At 57.4% G+C, this 15,667-nt stretch carries 15 protein-coding genes and 1 pseudogene; 10 read left to right on the plus strand and 6 right to left on the minus strand.

Annotation, left to right across the window (positions count from 1 at the left end; all coding sequences use genetic code 11):
* Positions 1–12 precede the first annotated feature (12 nt).
* The 3 genes from ACN1CO_RS01105 to ACN1CO_RS01115 all read left to right on the plus strand — a co-directional run bounded on the left by ACN1CO_RS01105 (position 13) and on the right by ACN1CO_RS01115 (position 1,341).
* Positions 13–522, plus strand: a complete 510-nt coding sequence (locus tag ACN1CO_RS01105; protein ID WP_419137040.1) for a hypothetical protein — start codon at positions 13–15, stop codon at positions 520–522.
* A 12-nt stretch (positions 523–534) separates the two neighbouring features.
* A complete protein-coding gene (locus ACN1CO_RS01110) occupies positions 535–984 on the plus strand; it encodes a DUF421 domain-containing protein (protein WP_419137041.1) in 450 nt (149 codons plus the stop codon).
* A gap of 123 nt (positions 985–1,107) precedes the next feature.
* Entirely contained in the window at positions 1,108–1,341 is a 234-nt protein-coding gene (locus ACN1CO_RS01115; protein WP_419137043.1) for a hypothetical protein, read from the plus strand.
* A 22-nt stretch (positions 1,342–1,363) separates the two neighbouring features.
* Here ACN1CO_RS01115 and ACN1CO_RS01120 read toward each other — a convergent pair whose 3' ends face one another.
* Positions 1,364–2,257 carry a lipid kinase gene (locus ACN1CO_RS01120; protein WP_419137045.1) on the minus strand — a complete coding sequence of 298 codons (894 nt, stop codon included), beginning with the start codon at positions 2,255–2,257 and terminating at the stop codon, positions 1,364–1,366.
* Between the two features lie 171 nt (positions 2,258–2,428).
* Here ACN1CO_RS01120 and ACN1CO_RS01125 point away from each other — a divergent pair, with 171 nt between their 5' ends.
* The 3 genes from ACN1CO_RS01125 (at position 2,429) to ACN1CO_RS01135 (ending at position 3,594) form a co-directional block, all read left to right on the plus strand.
* Positions 2,429–2,701, plus strand: coding sequence for a cupin domain-containing protein (locus ACN1CO_RS01125; protein ID WP_419137047.1), 273 nt, complete (start codon positions 2,429–2,431; stop codon positions 2,699–2,701).
* An 11-nt stretch (positions 2,702–2,712) separates the two neighbouring features.
* On the plus strand, positions 2,713–3,138 hold the full coding sequence (locus ACN1CO_RS01130; protein WP_419137049.1) for a DUF4186 domain-containing protein: 426 nt from the start codon (positions 2,713–2,715) through the stop codon (positions 3,136–3,138).
* Between the two features lie 138 nt (positions 3,139–3,276).
* On the plus strand, positions 3,277–3,594 hold the full coding sequence (locus tag ACN1CO_RS01135; RefSeq protein ID WP_283546011.1) for a hypothetical protein: 318 nt from the start codon (positions 3,277–3,279) through the stop codon (positions 3,592–3,594).
* A 239-nt stretch (positions 3,595–3,833) separates the two neighbouring features.
* Here the strand turns inward: ACN1CO_RS01135 and ACN1CO_RS01140 are convergent, their stop codons facing one another.
* Entirely contained in the window at positions 3,834–5,048 is a 1,215-nt protein-coding gene (locus tag ACN1CO_RS01140; protein ID WP_419137051.1) for an AI-2E family transporter, read from the minus strand.
* Positions 5,049–5,397: 349 nt separating this feature from the next.
* Here ACN1CO_RS01140 and ACN1CO_RS01145 point away from each other — a divergent pair, with 349 nt between their 5' ends.
* Positions 5,398–5,727, plus strand: coding sequence for a hypothetical protein (locus ACN1CO_RS01145; protein WP_419137053.1), 330 nt, complete (start codon positions 5,398–5,400; stop codon positions 5,725–5,727).
* A gap of 14 nt (positions 5,728–5,741) precedes the next feature.
* Here the strand turns inward: ACN1CO_RS01145 and ACN1CO_RS01150 are convergent.
* Positions 5,742–9,503, minus strand: a pseudogene (locus ACN1CO_RS01150) (FAD-dependent oxidoreductase).
* Positions 9,504–10,104: 601 nt separating this feature from the next.
* Between ACN1CO_RS01150 and ACN1CO_RS01155 the strand changes: the two are divergent.
* Entirely contained in the window at positions 10,105–10,797 is a 693-nt protein-coding gene (locus ACN1CO_RS01155) for a YetF domain-containing protein (RefSeq protein ID WP_419137055.1), read from the plus strand.
* A 5-nt stretch (positions 10,798–10,802) separates the two neighbouring features.
* Here the strand turns inward: ACN1CO_RS01155 and ACN1CO_RS01160 are convergent, their stop codons facing one another.
* Positions 10,803–11,537 carry a GNAT family N-acetyltransferase gene (locus ACN1CO_RS01160; RefSeq protein WP_419137057.1) on the minus strand — a complete coding sequence of 245 codons (735 nt, stop codon included), beginning with the start codon at positions 11,535–11,537 and terminating at the stop codon, positions 10,803–10,805.
* A 187-nt stretch (positions 11,538–11,724) separates the two neighbouring features.
* On the opposite strand from ACN1CO_RS01160, the gene ACN1CO_RS01165 reads away from it, so the two are divergent.
* Positions 11,725–11,931 carry a hypothetical protein gene (locus ACN1CO_RS01165; protein ID WP_419137059.1) on the plus strand — a complete coding sequence of 69 codons (207 nt, stop codon included), beginning with the start codon at positions 11,725–11,727 and terminating at the stop codon, positions 11,929–11,931.
* A 52-nt stretch (positions 11,932–11,983) separates the two neighbouring features.
* On the opposite strand, the gene ACN1CO_RS01170 is transcribed toward ACN1CO_RS01165, so the two are convergent.
* Positions 11,984–13,177 (minus strand): zinc-dependent alcohol dehydrogenase, encoded by a 1,194-nt coding sequence (locus ACN1CO_RS01170; protein ID WP_283546006.1) that lies wholly within the window; start codon positions 13,175–13,177, stop codon positions 11,984–11,986.
* Between the two features lie 150 nt (positions 13,178–13,327).
* Positions 13,328–13,918: a hypothetical protein gene (locus ACN1CO_RS01175; RefSeq protein WP_419137062.1), complete on the minus strand. Its 591-nt coding sequence runs from the start codon at positions 13,916–13,918 to the stop codon at positions 13,328–13,330.
* 361 nt (positions 13,919–14,279) lie between these two features.
* Between ACN1CO_RS01175 and ACN1CO_RS01180 the strand changes: the two genes are divergently transcribed.
* Positions 14,280–15,566 (plus strand): HAAAP family serine/threonine permease, encoded by a 1,287-nt coding sequence (locus ACN1CO_RS01180; protein ID WP_419137063.1) that lies wholly within the window; start codon positions 14,280–14,282, stop codon positions 15,564–15,566.
* The last annotated feature ends 101 nt before the right edge of the window (positions 15,567–15,667 follow it).

The raw sequence follows: 15,667 nt of genomic DNA on the forward strand, positions 1-15,667 counted from the left end.
GAGAATTGAAGAGTGAAAAAAGATCACACTGTGAGTCGGGATGGCCCGATAAAAGAGGACATTCGCTGGGTACGGCGAGAATGGCTGATTCAGCGGGCAGGGGAGTATCTGTTAATCCTGCTGGTGGTGCTGGGCGCGTGCGGACTCTTTTCTAAAGGCTTTCTGAGCGACAGCAGCGCCCGCTCGCCGGACGGCACACTCCACGTGGAGTATGAGCGGTTTGGCCGGGTCGAGAGCAACATGGATATGCGCATTCGCTACAACGCGCCGACAGGCGATCGTTTCAGCATCACGATTGGCGGGGGCGCACTGGATAACCTGCAAATCCAGACGCTGCAGCCTCAGCCGCTGGAGGCGGTGACGACGGGCAGCGATCTGCGACTGACCTTCTCCGCCCGCGACACCGGGCCGGAACACGCCATCTGGCTCGGCCTGCAGCCACGCAATGCGGGCCGCATTCACGTCACTATTTACGGCGGCGACCATGCTCCGGCCCGTTTTACCCAATGGATCTATCCCTGACAGAGGCGCGCTATGGAAACGGTAGTACGAGCGGCAGCAATTTATCTGGTGCTGATGGTGGTGTTCAAAATTGCCGGCAGACGCACGCTGTTGCAGATGACCTCTTTCGATCTGATTCTGCTGTTGATCATAAGCGAAGCCACCCAGCAGGCGCTGCTGGGCGACGATTTTTCTGTTACCGGCGCTGCGCTGACTATTATCACGCTGGTAGCGATTGATATTGTGCTGGGCAAACTGAAAAGTCGCTTTCCGGTGGTGGAGCAGGTGATCGATGGCGGCCCGGTGATCCTGGTCGAGAATGGTAATCTGCTGACTGACCGCATGAAGATGACCGGCATCAGTCCTGATGATGTGCTGGAAGCGGCGCGCTCCGGGCAGGGTCTGGAGCGATTTGATCAGATTAAATATGCGGTGCTGGAGGTTAACGGGCATATCTCCATCATTCCCCGCGCGGAAACGTAGCAGCATCGGGCTGCCGCTTCCCTTGTGATTAAGTGGATTTCGGTCAGACTTAAACCTGAAAATGTCTCTATTAAAGCAGGCCTGACTCTCAGTCAGCGTCAGGCTTCATCGTCAGGTTTAAAAGTGAATGAATTCAAAAGTTTTACCTTCTATCCGGTCACTGGCTGGCACATCGGCCCCTTAAGCGATCATCGGGCGCTGGTGCTGCAGTTCGGCTACCTCGATCCCACAGCCTCACGCGAACAGCCCCCGCAGGAGACGCTCTTTTTCGGCCTGACCATTGAGATGGCGAAAGAGCTGGTCAGCAACCTCTCCGATCAGATCGATTTCGCCGAAAAGAAAGGCGCGAAGCATTGATTCTGTGGCAATCCATCTGTTATCAAACTGGTTTATCGGCGGGCGCAAACACCCGCAGCGCACGGGCGATCAGCCGGAAATGGGCGGGCGTCTGACCGATAATTTCGCCGTCTGCATTGATGTAGTGAGGACGACGTGTCTCAATCGTCAGTTCCGTGGCGCTGAATGCCCGCACGTTGCGCCAGCGGCCATGGGTGCCGCGCCGCAGAAAGGGCAGCAGCGCAATGAGCTGCCAGCTGTGCTTTAACTCCAGGCTGTAGACATCGAGCAGCCCATCGTCGGGTGCCGCGCGCTCTTCCACCGTCATGCCGCCACCGTAGAAGCGTCCGTTACCTACTGACACCTGAACCGTTTTGATCGGCGTCCGCTGGCCCTGATGGACCAGCGTGGCGCTGAACGGACGGCTCTGTCGCAGCAGCCGCAAAGCTGCCAGAGCATAACCGCCCACACCCCAGCGTTTTTTCGATTCCGCCGTGAGGTTACGCGCCAGCTCTGCCGAAAAGCCGATGCTGGAGACGTTAAGAAACAGGTGCTGATTCACTTCACCCAGATCCACGGCGCGCAGCTGTCCGTCTGCAATTATCTTCACCGCCTGTTCCAGCGTGGCGGGAATACCCAGCGTCCGTGCAAAATCGTTGGCGGTGCCCAGCGGTAAAATCCCCAGCGGCAGGCCGGTCTGCATCAGTCCTGGCGCGGCCGCGTTAAGCGTGCCGTCGCCACCGCCGACGATCACTGCATCGACGCGACCGGCATACGCTTTGATCAGTTCGCTGTAGCTGCGGGTCTCATCTTCCTCTGGTTGCAGCAGGGTGAACCCGGCCTGAGCCAGCAGCGTCTGTGCCCGGCTGGCTTCAATGCGTCCTTTGCGTGAGCGCTGATTTATCAGCAGCAGGGCGGTTCTCTCATGGTGAGACATACTTTTGCGTCATCCTGATGTCAAAATGGGGGGAACGAGACGGTAAGTACAGCATCGGCCTGACCGGGGAACAACGTTGCTTGCGCTACTTTACGTAAGGTATTGAGTGCCATAGGCGGCGATAAAGATCGTCTACACTGCTTAGGGTCAGTTCCACATTGAGGAGTTGCAATGACCGAACACGAATTCAGAAAGTTGTTAGCCGAACAGGGTTTTGACGAGCCGCTGCTGATTGAGCGTGCAGCGTCAACTGAGCTTGATAATCACGTCCATCCCTTTGAAGCGTTGGCACTGATTCTCAGTGGGGACATCACCATCAGTACCGAACAGGGCGACACCACTTATCATCCGGGCGAGACCTTTCACCTGCAGCCGAATGAACTGCATCGCGAGGCGTTCGGGGCGCAGGGCGTCAGTTATCTGGCGGGACGTAAATATGAGTGACTGGCATCAGTATGAAAGTGTCTGACGATCTGTTTACCCGGCTGGCACGTTCGCCGTTCCGCCAGCGCTTTCGTCTGGGACGCGCTGAGTATGATTATGCGAACAGCAAAGGCGAGCCGGTGTTGCGTCAGCACGCTGCAGAGTTTGTGGCACAGCGCCTTGCGCCTGCCCAGCCTGAGAATGATGGCAAGCAGACGCCGATGCGTGGTCATCCGGTGTTTATCGCCCAGCACGCCACCGCGACCTGCTGTCGTGGCTGTCTGAGCAAGTGGCACAACATCGGACAGCATCAGCCGCTGAGCGCTGAGCAGCAGGCGTATGTGGTGGCGGTGTTACTGGAGTGGATTACCCGACAGATGCAGCAGCCTGCGCCCCCTGCTCGTGTAGCCCGAAGTCAGCCAAAACAGGACGACGATCCGCAGCTGGCACTCTGGTAGTGGACGAAAAATCTACAGTCAGCGTCTTTTTGTGGTGAAAACTGGCCCTTTTTCATTCCTGGTTTATTCTTAAATCTTTCCTGGGAAGGTTATGCCAGGATTTAAACCTACACGGCAACGATGAATACAGAGGGAATTATGAAGAAATCAATTATTGCACTGTCTGCTATTTTGCTGGCCTCGCCAGTATTTGCTGCTACCACCACAGACAACACCGTAGCAGAAGCGCATAAAGGCGCTGATACTGCGAAAGAAAAATTGCACCAGACCCAGAATGAAGGCAAAGAGCTGAAGCTGAAGTCTGAGCATGCCGCTGAAGGCAAGAGCCACACCACCGGTAGCAAAATCACCGAAGGGACTCAGAAGGGCTGGCACAAAACCAAAGAAGGCACTGAGAAAGGCTGGGATAAAACCAAGCAGGGTGCTGAAGAGCTGAAAAATAAAGCGACTAACTAAGACGCTGGTTTTCAGGTTAAAAAAAGAACCCACCGAAAGGTGGGTTTTTTTATGGGTGATAAAGCTGATTCACAATGCCTCTGGCAGCAACGCATAAACTCAACGCGCAGGGAACACGGTCAGAAAAGGAAAGCGTCCCGTGCCATGGATGGCGGCTTTTGCGTCTTTCCGATCTGACCGTGTTTCCTGAGCAGGCCTCGCTCTGACCGCGACACGAGTCTGAGTTTGCCTGAAACGTATTACGCTTTCTTTTCCACGGTCTCTTTCTTCAATGCTAAGGCTTTTGTCTCAGCCTCTGCAGCTGCCCCGGCAGAAGCCGCTGCTGCTTCAGCCGCGGCTTCTGCGGCAGTATCCGACTGCTTCTTACCGTCTTCGATAAACTCTTCGTCGATGGCTTCGATGTTTTCGCGGTTATCGCGACCAGAGAGCAGATTCCAGCAGGCGATAAACAGCGCGGCAATCACCGGACCGATAACAAAACCGTTAATGCCGTAAATTTCCATGCCGCCCAGCGTGGCGATAAGGATCATATAGTCAGGCATTTTGGTGTCTTTGCCGACCAGCAGCGGGCGCAGGATATTATCCACCAGACCGACAATCACCACGAAGAAACCGACCAGGAACAGGCCTTTCCACAACGCGCCGGTGGCGAAGAAGAAGATCGCCGCAGGCACCCAGATGATGGCGGAGCCGACTGCCGGAATCAGGGAGAGGAAGGCCATCAGCGCACCCCACAGCAGGCTGCCGTCGATGCCGGTAAACCAGAAGGCCAGCCCGCCGAGAATACCCTGAACGATACCGACCACCACCGTGCCTTTCACCGTCGCGCGCGCCACGGCAGCAAATTTCACCATCAGGTGATGCTTCACGTAGGTTGAGAGCGGCAGCGCTTCCAGGATCAGATGCACCAGATAGGAACCATCTTTCAACAGGAAGAACAGCAGATAGAGCATGATGCCAAAGCCAACGGTGAAGCTGAACGTCCCTTTACCGATGATAAAGGCGCTGCCCGCGACATACTGGCCGCCCTTGAGGGCGAACGAAGAGAGCTTCTGCTGAATCTGCTCTGCATTATCCAGATTATTTTCAGCCAGGAAATGCTTCGCCCAGCGCGGCAGATGCTGCAACAGATCGGCGAATACGGCCGGGAACTGCGACGAGTTGGTCTGCAGTTTGTGATAGACCGCGTTGGTTTCAACCGCCAGCGAGGAGGCGATAATGGCCAGCGGCGTGAACACAATCAGACAGATACAGAGCAGGGTAATTAACGCGGCGAGGCCATTACGATCGCCCAGTCGGTTGCGGAGATACGTTTTCAGCGGATTGAAAATCACCGCCAGAATCGCTGCCCATAAAATCGACGAGAAATAGGGCGAAAGCACGTCAAAAAATGCGACGGTGGCGATAGCCAGAATCAAAATGAAAAATCCGATGTTCAATCCTTTAAAACGCATGGAAAAACCTCATCTGGAACAAACTCTGATAAACCCGACGCGCAAAATTTTCTGTATCCGGCTTCGCTTATGCGAATGCCTCGTCACGGATTAACGGTCAGGCTGTGCTCTTAAACGCTGCGGGTGGCAACGTCATGCCTCATGGGTTGAAAGATCTGGCAGAAAAGATGAACGGAGAATGTGCGTTCGCTGCGTGACTTCCGGTCGGTAACAGGCTGCCTGTAACTGCAGCGCGCTGGATCCTACATTAGCGTAGCGGTTTCGACCATTATTGGTAGGTCAGAGACTCATGTTCCTGGTGTATGCTGCCGATAACCCTTTTAATCGGGCAAAAAACAGGCAATGAAAAATGGGTAAACAGACATTTTTAGTGGTGCTGCTGACGCTGGTATTAACCGGCTGCGCCACCAAGCAGTATCCACAGGCGGCTGCGGTGACGCCGGAAGAGACCGCGACACTGAACTGCAGCGCACTGGATCAGGAACTGGTCAAAGCGCATAGCGTGCAGAGTGATATCGATCAGACCGGCCAGTTCGATGCACTGACCGTGCTGGGCTTTGTCGGGGATTTCGGGCTGGGTAATGGCATTGCGAAATACAATGCCACCCGGAAAGCGGAAAAACGTGTTACTGAATTGCAATCGCTTAAAGCTGCAAAATGCAGCCAGCAACTGTCATAGCGGACTGCGCCGGATCAGCCCAGGGTTCCTGCGCTGACATGTTGTAACCGGACATTTTCGGCGGCGCGTTTCCCGGCCAGGAAGGCGTGATCCGAGTTGTAATATTCCCACTCGCTGTAGCGACCCGACAGATGAATGTCCTGGGTCAGCAGCCACTGGCGGATCAGCGCCACGTTATCGCTGCGCGCATGGTCATAGACCACGTAGGCATAAGGCATATCGACCTCCGAGGCGCAGAGCAGCGGATCGTCCTCAGTAATCATGCCGACCCGGATGCAATCCTGACGGCAGCGCTCGATCAGCGCATCGCCCTCCAGCGGCAGCGGATTGGCCGCGTTGTAGGTGATTTCGCAGGTTAAGCCGAAACCGCCCGGCGGGTTGCAGTGCGGACTGGCATTGCCCTGCACAAAGATGCGGTGAAACAGCGTATCGCCAGGATAGTAAATCCAGTGCTTTTCGGTCAGGTCAGCCCGGCCGATCCCCAGATTCACGCAGCGCACTGAGACAAACTGCAGCTGCTGCGCTGCCTGTTGCACACTCTGCGGTACCTCATCGCCCATCAGTTTAATCAGCTCCGGCAGCGGCATGGTGCTAATCAACTGCTCATAACGGTAGTGGCGACCATCCGCCAGCAGCGCGACATGCGCCTGCGGATAGATGCGGGTCAGCGTCGTATTCGTTTCCAGCGTACATTTCAGGTGCGGCAGGAAGCCGGACATCAGGGCCTGGAAACCACCGCGCAGCGGATAGCCGAATCGGGCATTGGGGCCGACCGGTTTCGCCAGCGGTTGCAGCGCGCCATCGATGATCTGCGACAGATCGGGTAGGGGTACGCGTCCGCCCAGCCACGATGTTTCCATATCGGTTAATGGCACTTTCCACAGTTTCTGGTTGTAGGGCAGGGCGAAGTGACGCGCGATGCCTTTGCCCCAGGTGCGCATAATGAAGTGCTGGAAATCCTCTTCGCCTTCCACCACGCCGCTGCTGCTGCCCTCATCAGGAATCGCGCCATCTGCACAGCAATCCCGTCGCGCCCGCGCCCGGTCCAGCGGTACGGCGGCGGCCGCCGTTTCGCCATAACGCGCCTCAATCGCCCCCAGCACGCACTCTTTCACCACCTCGACCGGCAAGCCGTGCAACGCAGACTGGAACGGGTAGCGGGTATAGACGCCGTCGCTGTAGACCCAGGCTTCACGCGCCTGCCAGTGCAGATTATCGCCCAGCAGCATTTCATAGAGCTGCAACACGTACGGGTCCTGCGAAAACATAATGTGACCGGCATAATCAAAGGTGAAGCCCTGATCGTCAATCTAGCGGCACCAGCCGCCAGGGGTGCTATTTTTCTCCAGCAGCACGGCACCTTCGCCATAGTGATAACCGGCGCTGAGCCCGGTCGGTCCGGCGCCGATAATCAGGCACGGCAAGGCTTCGCTCTCCAGCATCGCTGGTGTTAAACGCGTGACGTTGGGCTGCGCGCAGGTCTGGCTGGCTGACTTCAGCGCAGGCTGACGCTGCGTCAGCGCCTGCTGGATCAGTCCGTGAATCTGCTCAGCGGTGCGATCCCACGAGGTGGCATCCACTTTGGCCTGCATCCGTCCCGCCAGCGCCAGCCGTTCTGCGGCACCGATCGCTATTGCCTCTTCACAGGCGGCAATAAACTCTGCGTGAGTCTCTGCCACCGCCACTTCCTCGGCGTAGTGGCGTGCGACATCGACAATGGCGGTGATGACAATCGGCAGCTGCGCCGCCATATACTCCAGCACCTTGGTTGGCGAGATGAAGCGGGTCGAGGCATTAATCGCAAACGGCATCAGACAGACATCCCAGCCCGCCAGGAACTGCGGCAGCGCCTGATAGGGCTGCTGGCCGAGCCAGTGAATGTTGTCGCGCTGCGGCAGGCTGGCGGGATCAATTTTCACCACCGGCCCGACCATAATGATCTGCCACTCCGGATGGCTGTCTGCCAACGCCGCAATTAGCGGCAGGTCGATGCGCTCATCCAGCACGCCGTAATAGCCCAGGCGCAGCGGCGGAATCGCATCCTGCAGCGGATGACGGTTAGTGCGATCGCGCGCCTGCTCAAAATGGATGGCATCGACACTGCTGGGGAAGCAGTAAACCTGCGGATGTTTATCACGCTTCGCTTCATAGAGGCTGGAGCCGCCGGTAAAGACCAGATCGGCGCGGGTCATCAGCGCGGATTCACGCTGCTGCAGCTGGCGCGGCGCATTCCGGAAGGCGGAAAGCTCATCCATGCAGTCGTAAATCACCAGTGACGGATCAAACGGGGTCAGCAGCGGCAGCGCCATTGGCGTATAGAACCAGATCAGTGGCTGTTCATCCTCTTCCAGCAGCGGCGTCAGCAACAGATGCAGCGTGGCGATCTGGCTGTCGTGAAAGCCTGGCGCGTCGCTGTCGGTATGCGGCTGGATCACCGTGATGTTCGCGGCAGGCGAACTCTGATGCAGGCCCGGTGGCCCCGCCTGCCTGACCGGTTCCTCGACAAACAGCACGCGATAGTGCTGAGCCAGACGTGTCAGTAGCTGCTGCGGGCGTTGAAAAACAAAACCCCAGCGTAAATGGCTGAAAACGATGAGAACAGGTGGTTTCATGGTGTGCTCCTGGCTGGGATGTAATGGGGACTGGAGGTGCTGCAAAAAGCGCTGCGCCTGTTGTAAGGCGTCGGCATAAGGCTGCTGTAACTGGCGGGCGTAAGGATCCGGCCCCAGCAGATCGAGATCCCACAAACCGCTGCGGGTCCAGAAGGTGGTTTCCTCCCATAAGGGACGATCGAGAATCGGATAGAGGCAGATGCCGAGCAGTTCAGCGCCTGCCAGCTGCGCCTGCGCGACCTGTGCGGTGATTCCACTGATCCAGGCACCGCGTCCGCTGCCGACGTGGCTGGTTTCTGCCAGCAGCAGTGGCCGCTGATAACGCTGCCAGACCTGTTGCAGCATCTGATGCAGCGGCAGTCGGCGGCTGTCGCCCAGATGCCAGTAAAGTCGCTGGTTCGTTCCCTGTTCCCACTGGTTGTCGTGGTAATAATTCACGCCAATCAGATCGAGATAGCGGGGCGCACCGCCCAGCTCCGGATTGCGTCTGCCGCTGAGCATGTCCCACGCCTGATACTGGGTGTCGCACATCTCACGCGCCAGCACGTCGCTGGCCGGATCGGCAGGATCGGGCACGATATGGATCAGCGGATCGCAGTGCAGTAAACGGGCGCGCGGATCGGCCTGCCAGATTGCATCACAGGCGGCCAGCGTGGCGCGCACCAGCTGCTGCTTGGCGGCATCCGCCCGATCCGGCGCCGGGATTGCCTCACAGGCGAACAGCCCCACCGAGATGCCCCAGCTGACAAAGGAGATCTCATTCATCGGGGCGTAGACCGGCGGCTGCGAATACCAGGGAGCCAGGAAATGGGCCAGTGCGCCACAGAAGGCAGCGAAACGGCTGACAAAGTCGTGGTCAAACAGGCTGACGCCTGCAGGCCAGCCGTAGTGACAGATCGTCCAGCTTATCTGGATGCCCTGCTGCTCTGCGGCCTGCATCCGGGCGGCGACCGTCGAGAAGTCATAGCAGTCATCGCGTTCACATAAGCGCCAGCCGACGCTTTCGCGCACCGTGCAGATGGAAAAGTGGGCCAGCGCGCCATAGTCCTCTGCTACACGCGCCTGATGCTGGTTCAGATCGTTCATCGATAGCGCAAGGCCGGCAGGATTGATATGGTCGGCTCCTTCGTAGCCGGCCTGCCAGAAACTGGTAAAGGGCGTCATGGCATCTCCCGGAAAAAAGCAAAACGCTTCCCGCTGACGAGCCGTCGCGAAACGGGTCAGGGCGTGAGGTTTGCATTGCAGACTGGACGATCTGACCACTCTGAACGGATGGGCGATCCTTGCCATAAGGTACAGCCACTGAGGGACAGGCATCAGGTCCTGTGGCGATCTTGACGAGTGAGATAGCCGGTATCTACGTGCGGCGCTATCGGCAGGAAAAGGCCGGCTTCTCTGGATGTTATCGGGTTTGCGGAAGCCTTACTGGAAAGTATAGGTGTGAAGGGGTGGTTAGCAACTTACTGAAGTGAAAAGAAAAAAGCGTAGCGGTAAAAATCAGTCAGCCATAAACGGGAAGTTTCTGGATTAAATTTTATGAGATGTTCGATAAGCGCAGCGTGAACAGAATCAGCGCTATTTTCAGCTTTGTGAACCTTTTCCTCAACATGCAGAGCGGTCAGACTCGACTGCTTTCACGTTACTGCTTCGCTTGCCTTTTGGCGGACTGGCGACAAGATTTACTTATCACTGGCCTGAATCTGCGGGCCATCATTGGGCGGCTGTAACGATGTGCGCCCCTTTAAAACAGGATGTTTAGCAGACTATGTTCTCATTCGACTGGCACCGTTTCTTACTCAACGATCAACCGGCCACCTTTTTATTTGAAGTGGTGGCGCGTGTCCTGATCGCCTATCTGGTGGTTTTTACCTTTCTGAAAGTTTCAGGACGGCGCGGCGTGCGCCAGTTGTCGCTGTTCGAACTGGTGGTGATCCTGACGCTGGGTTCCGCGTCCGGTGACGTCACGTTTTACGATGATGTGCCGGTGCTGCCGGTCATTATGGTGTTTGTAGTCCTGCTGGCGCTCTACCGCTTCACGACCTGGCTGACGTCGCACAGCTCGCGCTTTTCACGGCTTATTCAGGGGGACGTTATCACGCTGATTAAAGACGGGCTGTATGTGCTGGAGAGTCTGGATCGGCTGAATATTTCTGAAGATGAGTTCTTTATGGAACTGCGCCAGAGCGGCGTGGAACATCTGGGGCAGATCCGGCTGGCGCTGGTGGAGGTGGATGGTCAGCTCAGCCTCTATTTCTACGATGACGATGAGATGCGCGCCGGGTTAAGCATCCTGCCGCCGGAGCACCGGCAGGATTACAGCACCATGCCGGTCAGCGCGCTCTACGCCTGCACCCATTGCGGCCAGACGCAGAGGATAGAAGCGAAGCAGCAGGCCGTCTGTCCGCGCTGCCAGCGACAGCGCTGGTCTGCGGCACTGAGCGTGCGTCGGCTGCATTAAAGGCCTCAGCGCTCCTGGCTTGTCGCGTCTGCATCGCCCCGATTAACCCCAGCGAAGCAGGCGCTGAGTGGGCGCTTTTGCTGACCGTCAGCGGTGAAATTATCCGCGCTCAGCCAGTCGCTCAGGGCGTGCTGAACCCCGGGCCATTCACCATCAATCATTGAGAGCCAGTCGGTATCGCGGTTGCGCTGTTTTCGCGTCATCACCTGACGAAAACGCCCCTCAAAGCGGAAGCCGAGCCGTTCTGCTGCGCGTCGGGACGCGACATTGGTGGAATCGCAGCGCCACGCCACCCGCCGGTAGCCGAGTGAGAAAGCCTTTTGCAGCAGCAGATAAATCGCCTCGCTGCCTATCACACTGCGCTGCATCAGCGGCGACCAGGTAACGTGCCCGATTTCAAGGGTGCCATGTTCGGGCTCAATGCTGGCAAAGCAGACCACACCGCAGGGCTGCTGATTCGGCGTGCAGACCGTGAAGGGCACCAGAGCCGCATCCGCCACTTTATCTGCAATCCAGCGCTGCATCTGCGGCAGTGAGGCGGGCCGCTCCGCGCTCAGCCAGGTCCAGTCACGATCGTCCGGTGCCAGCATAAAGGCCTGTAACAGCGATTCCGCATGATCCACGCTCAGTGGCACGAGAAGGCAGTGCTGACCGGTGAGTGGCGTGCGGGGCGGTCGGGTGACGGGTTGCCAGTCTGGCAGAGCCTCACCGACCGGCTGATCAAACTGATTGATGTTCAATAGCATCTTCCTGAAGGGAAACGGACGGTAAGCGGGGAAACTTAAAAACTATTCTGACGGGCTATCCTGAACCGCAGTTAAACCCGTCGCAGCTTGTTCCCGCTTCCCACATAACTTTGCCTGTTACTGACAGAAAATGAAAACCCTTCGGGCAGCATAGCGACACCGTTTTCAAAGAGGTGTGCGTATGAAGGTGAGGCTGGCCAGTGCAGTACTGTTTTTGCTGTTATCGTTTGGCGCGTTTTCACAACAGGTGATTAGCGAAAGTCATCCCCATTCACGCAGTGCGCGATTGCTGGAGCAGGGGAGTCAGGTGGATACGGCGGATTCGCCGGATGAACATTTGCTGGAGAGACGGGAGTGGAGAAGCAGTCTGGAACGTAAGCCATATTAACAAGACAATCCCGGCAGAGTGCTCTGCCGGGGACCCGTTCAGGGTCAGGCGATCAGATCGTGGCCTGTGTCGCCGCCATGCCAGGCACCAGAATCACCTTGCGGCACTCCTCTTCGCGTTTGGCGAAAATATCGTAGCCGCGAGCGGCATCTTCCAGCGGCAGATGGTGGGTCACAATCTCTTCCGGCGTCAGATGGCCCTGCTCAATCAGCTTCAATAGGTCAGGCAGATAAGCATGCACGTGCGTCTGTCCCATCTTAAAGGTCAGCCCTTTATCGAAGGCATCACCAAACAGGAAGCCGTGAATGAATCCGGCGTAGACGCCCGGCACGCTGACGATACCGCCACGTCGCACGGCGGCAATACACTGACGCAACGCTTTACCACTGCTGCCTTCCAGCTTGAGATTGGTGAGCACGGTCTCAGTCAGGCTGCCTTTCGCCTCGAAACCGACGGCATCAATCACCGCATCCACACCGCGATTGCCGGTGCTGTGCTCGATAATCCAGCCTGCCGGGTCATCGATCTCATCGAAGTTAATCGGGATAACGCCGTAGCGCTCGCGGGCAAAGTTTAAGCGATAGTTGTTGTGGTCAATCATATAAATCTGTTCGGCACCCTGCTGTCGGGCGCAGGCGGCACTGAGCAGGCCAACCGGGCCGGCACCGAAAATCGCCAGGCTGGAGCCAGGTTTAACTTCGGCGTTTTTAACGGCCTGCCAGGCGGTGGGCAGAATGTCTGAAAGGAACAGCACTTTCTCATCCGACAGTACCGACGGCACTTTGAACGGGCCGGTATTCGCTTTCGGCACCCGGACATATTCCGCCTGACCGCCGGGCACACCGCCATAAAGTTTGCTGAAACCAAACAGCGCCGCAGGTGGGGTGATGTTCTTGCGATTCAGGATGGCTCCCCGTCCGCTGTTGGTATTTTCACAGGCAGCATACTGGCTCATCAGGCAGAAAAAACAGTCGCCACAGGCGATAACGAACGGGATCACCACCCGATCGCCTTTGGCGACGGCGGTCACCGCGCTGCCAGCCTCAACCACTTCGCCCATAAACTCATGACCAAAGATATCGCCGTGCCCGGTGCCAGGGATTTTGCCGCGATAGAGGTGCAGGTCTGAACCGCAGATGGCGGTGGCGGTCACGCGCAGAATAATGTCATCGGCGGCTTCCAGACCCGGATCGGGCACGTTATCCACGCTGACTTTATGGGGGCCGTGATACGTTAATGCTTTCATCTGTTCATCTCCTGCTGACAAAGGGATGGCGGCCCGGCCAGAAGGCGTGGCTACCCGCGGGAAAGACTCAGGGAACCTGAAATCGCAACCCGTCTGAAGTGTAGTAACCCTTTGAAGAGTAAGCCGAGCGGTGCAGCAGGATGGCCTGTTTTAAACCTCTGGAGAGGGCAGATGCAACTGGGTGATGGCGACCGTCACGGGGGCAGAGTCGGGCTGCCAGCGTGTCAGATCGGCAAACGCACGACGATAAGCCGTGTCGATTTGTGCCGGAACCTGATCGATATAGTTATACGCGTGCTCACGCGTTTCACCGGTGAGACTCTGCAGGTAGTGTCGCGCGTCATCCAGCGTCGGGATCTGGCCTTCGACACCCGCCATGCGGGCAGGCAGACCGGTCCAGATTACCCCTTCGATGCCTTTCGCCTGCGCCCACTCCGCCAGTGGTCCCACCGAGGTTTCTGTTACCGTCATCATCCCGATGCCATCGGCACGGCTGTCCGGGATCGCCTCACGCAGGCGCAGTGCGCGACAGGCGCTCTCCAGTGACGCCGTGTTCAGCCAGGCCCATAAAACCGGCACCGGACGGGCATTCAGGCAGATCGCGGTCGACAACTCGCCGCCGTCCGCGATGCGCACAAACTCAATCGGGATCTCCGGGCCATCATGATGCCACTGACTGGCGACCGGCAGTGCACCGGTTTTCCAGATTAACGATCCCCATCCCAGGCAGGCAATTTTCATTTTTATCTCCTTTGCGGCTGTGCGATCGCGACAGCGTCCGTTTAAGCGTAGCCCGTTGCGCTGAATCGTTACAGGGATCACCTTTTCAGGGGCAGTAAAACCGCCACAAAGATGGCATGATCGTCGCGCAGTCACGTTGCACAACCTGACGGTTTTTTAGCCGATCCATGCGTGTTTATCTGCACGGCTTGAACTTTTATCGTCAGGTAGTGTAAAAAGTGGCGCACGCAATCGATTACCTATGCACGGGCGGGTCAGCATCACGCTTTTCTGATCCGGTTGCAGCTGAGGCGGAGAGCGGGGCAGACCTTTACCTGTCTGACGGCTCAGGTTAATGGCGGCTTTTAACACGGAAAATCTGATGAAAACCACGCAAACTGGCACGCTGGGCGCGCTTGAGAGTGACGTCGATACGGGATGGCGTAAAACCGACACCATGTGGATGCTGGGTTTATACGGCACGGCGATTGGCGCTGGTGTACTGTTCCTGCCCATTAATGCGGGCGTCGGCGGGCTGATTCCGCTGATCATCATGGCGGTGCTGGCCTTCCCGCTGACCTTCTTTGCGCACCGCGCGCTGACCCGATTTGTCCTCTCCGGTAAAAATCCAGCCGGTGATATCACCGAGGTGGTCGAGGAGCATTTTGGCGTCGGTGCGGGCAAGCTGATTACGCTGCTCTACTTCTTCGCTATCTACCCGATTCTGCTGATGTACAGCGTGGCGATTACCAACACGGTCGAGAGCCTGATGGTGCATCAGCTCGGCCTGGTACCGCCGCCGCGTGTGCTGCTGTCGCTGCTGCTGATTGTCGGACTGATGAGCATCGTGCGCTTCGGCGAGAAGATGATCGTCAAAGCGATGAGCGTGCTGGTTTACCCGTTTGTGGCGGTGCTGATGCTGATGGCCTGCTACCTGATTCCGCACTGGCACGGCGCGGTACTTTCGACGCTGAACGTTCAGCCCGCAGGCAGCAGCCTGTGGATGACACTGTGGCTGGCGATTCCGGTGATGGTCTTCTCGTTTAACCACTCGCCGATCATCTCCTCCTTTGCGCTGGCGAAGCGCGAAGAGTATGGCGATGCCGCTGAGAAAAAGTGTTCGCGCATTCTGGCCTGTTCGCACCTGATGATGGTGGTGACGGTGATGTTCTTTGTGTTCAGCTGCGTACTGAGCCTGTCGCCTGAGGATTTACTCGCCGCCAAGGCGCAGAACATCACGATTCTTTCCTATCTGGCTAACCATTTTAAGGTGCCGATGATTGCCTGGATGGGGCCGCTGATAGCGATTGTGGCGATCACCAAATCGTTCCTCGGTCACTATCTGGGTGCACGCGAAGGGTTCAACGGCATGGTCAATAAGGCGCTGCGCAGTCGCGGTAAAACCATCGCGCCCGCCAGACTGAATCGCCTGACCGCACTCTTTATGCTGCTGACCACCTGGCTGGTGGCGACGCTGGACCCGAACATTCTCGGCATGATTGAGACGCTGGGCGGACCGATTATTGCCATGATCCTGTTCCTGATGCCGATGTATGCCATTCAGAAGGTGCCCGCAATGCGGAAGTACAGCGGTCACATCAGCAATCTGTTTGTGGTGCTGATCGGACTGATTGCTATCTCTGCGATCTTCTATTCGCTGGTGAAGTAAACCTGAGCCAGCAGGCGCATCTCCCTCCCGTGGAGATGCGCCTGCCAGTCTTCCCGCCATTCGCCATTCTCCCTGTGACTCTACTGCCATTCAGCGACATC

The organism is Pantoea sp. R13S299 (assembly GCF_048515925.1).
Classification (GTDB): Bacteria; Pseudomonadota; Gammaproteobacteria; order Enterobacterales; family Enterobacteriaceae; genus Pantoea.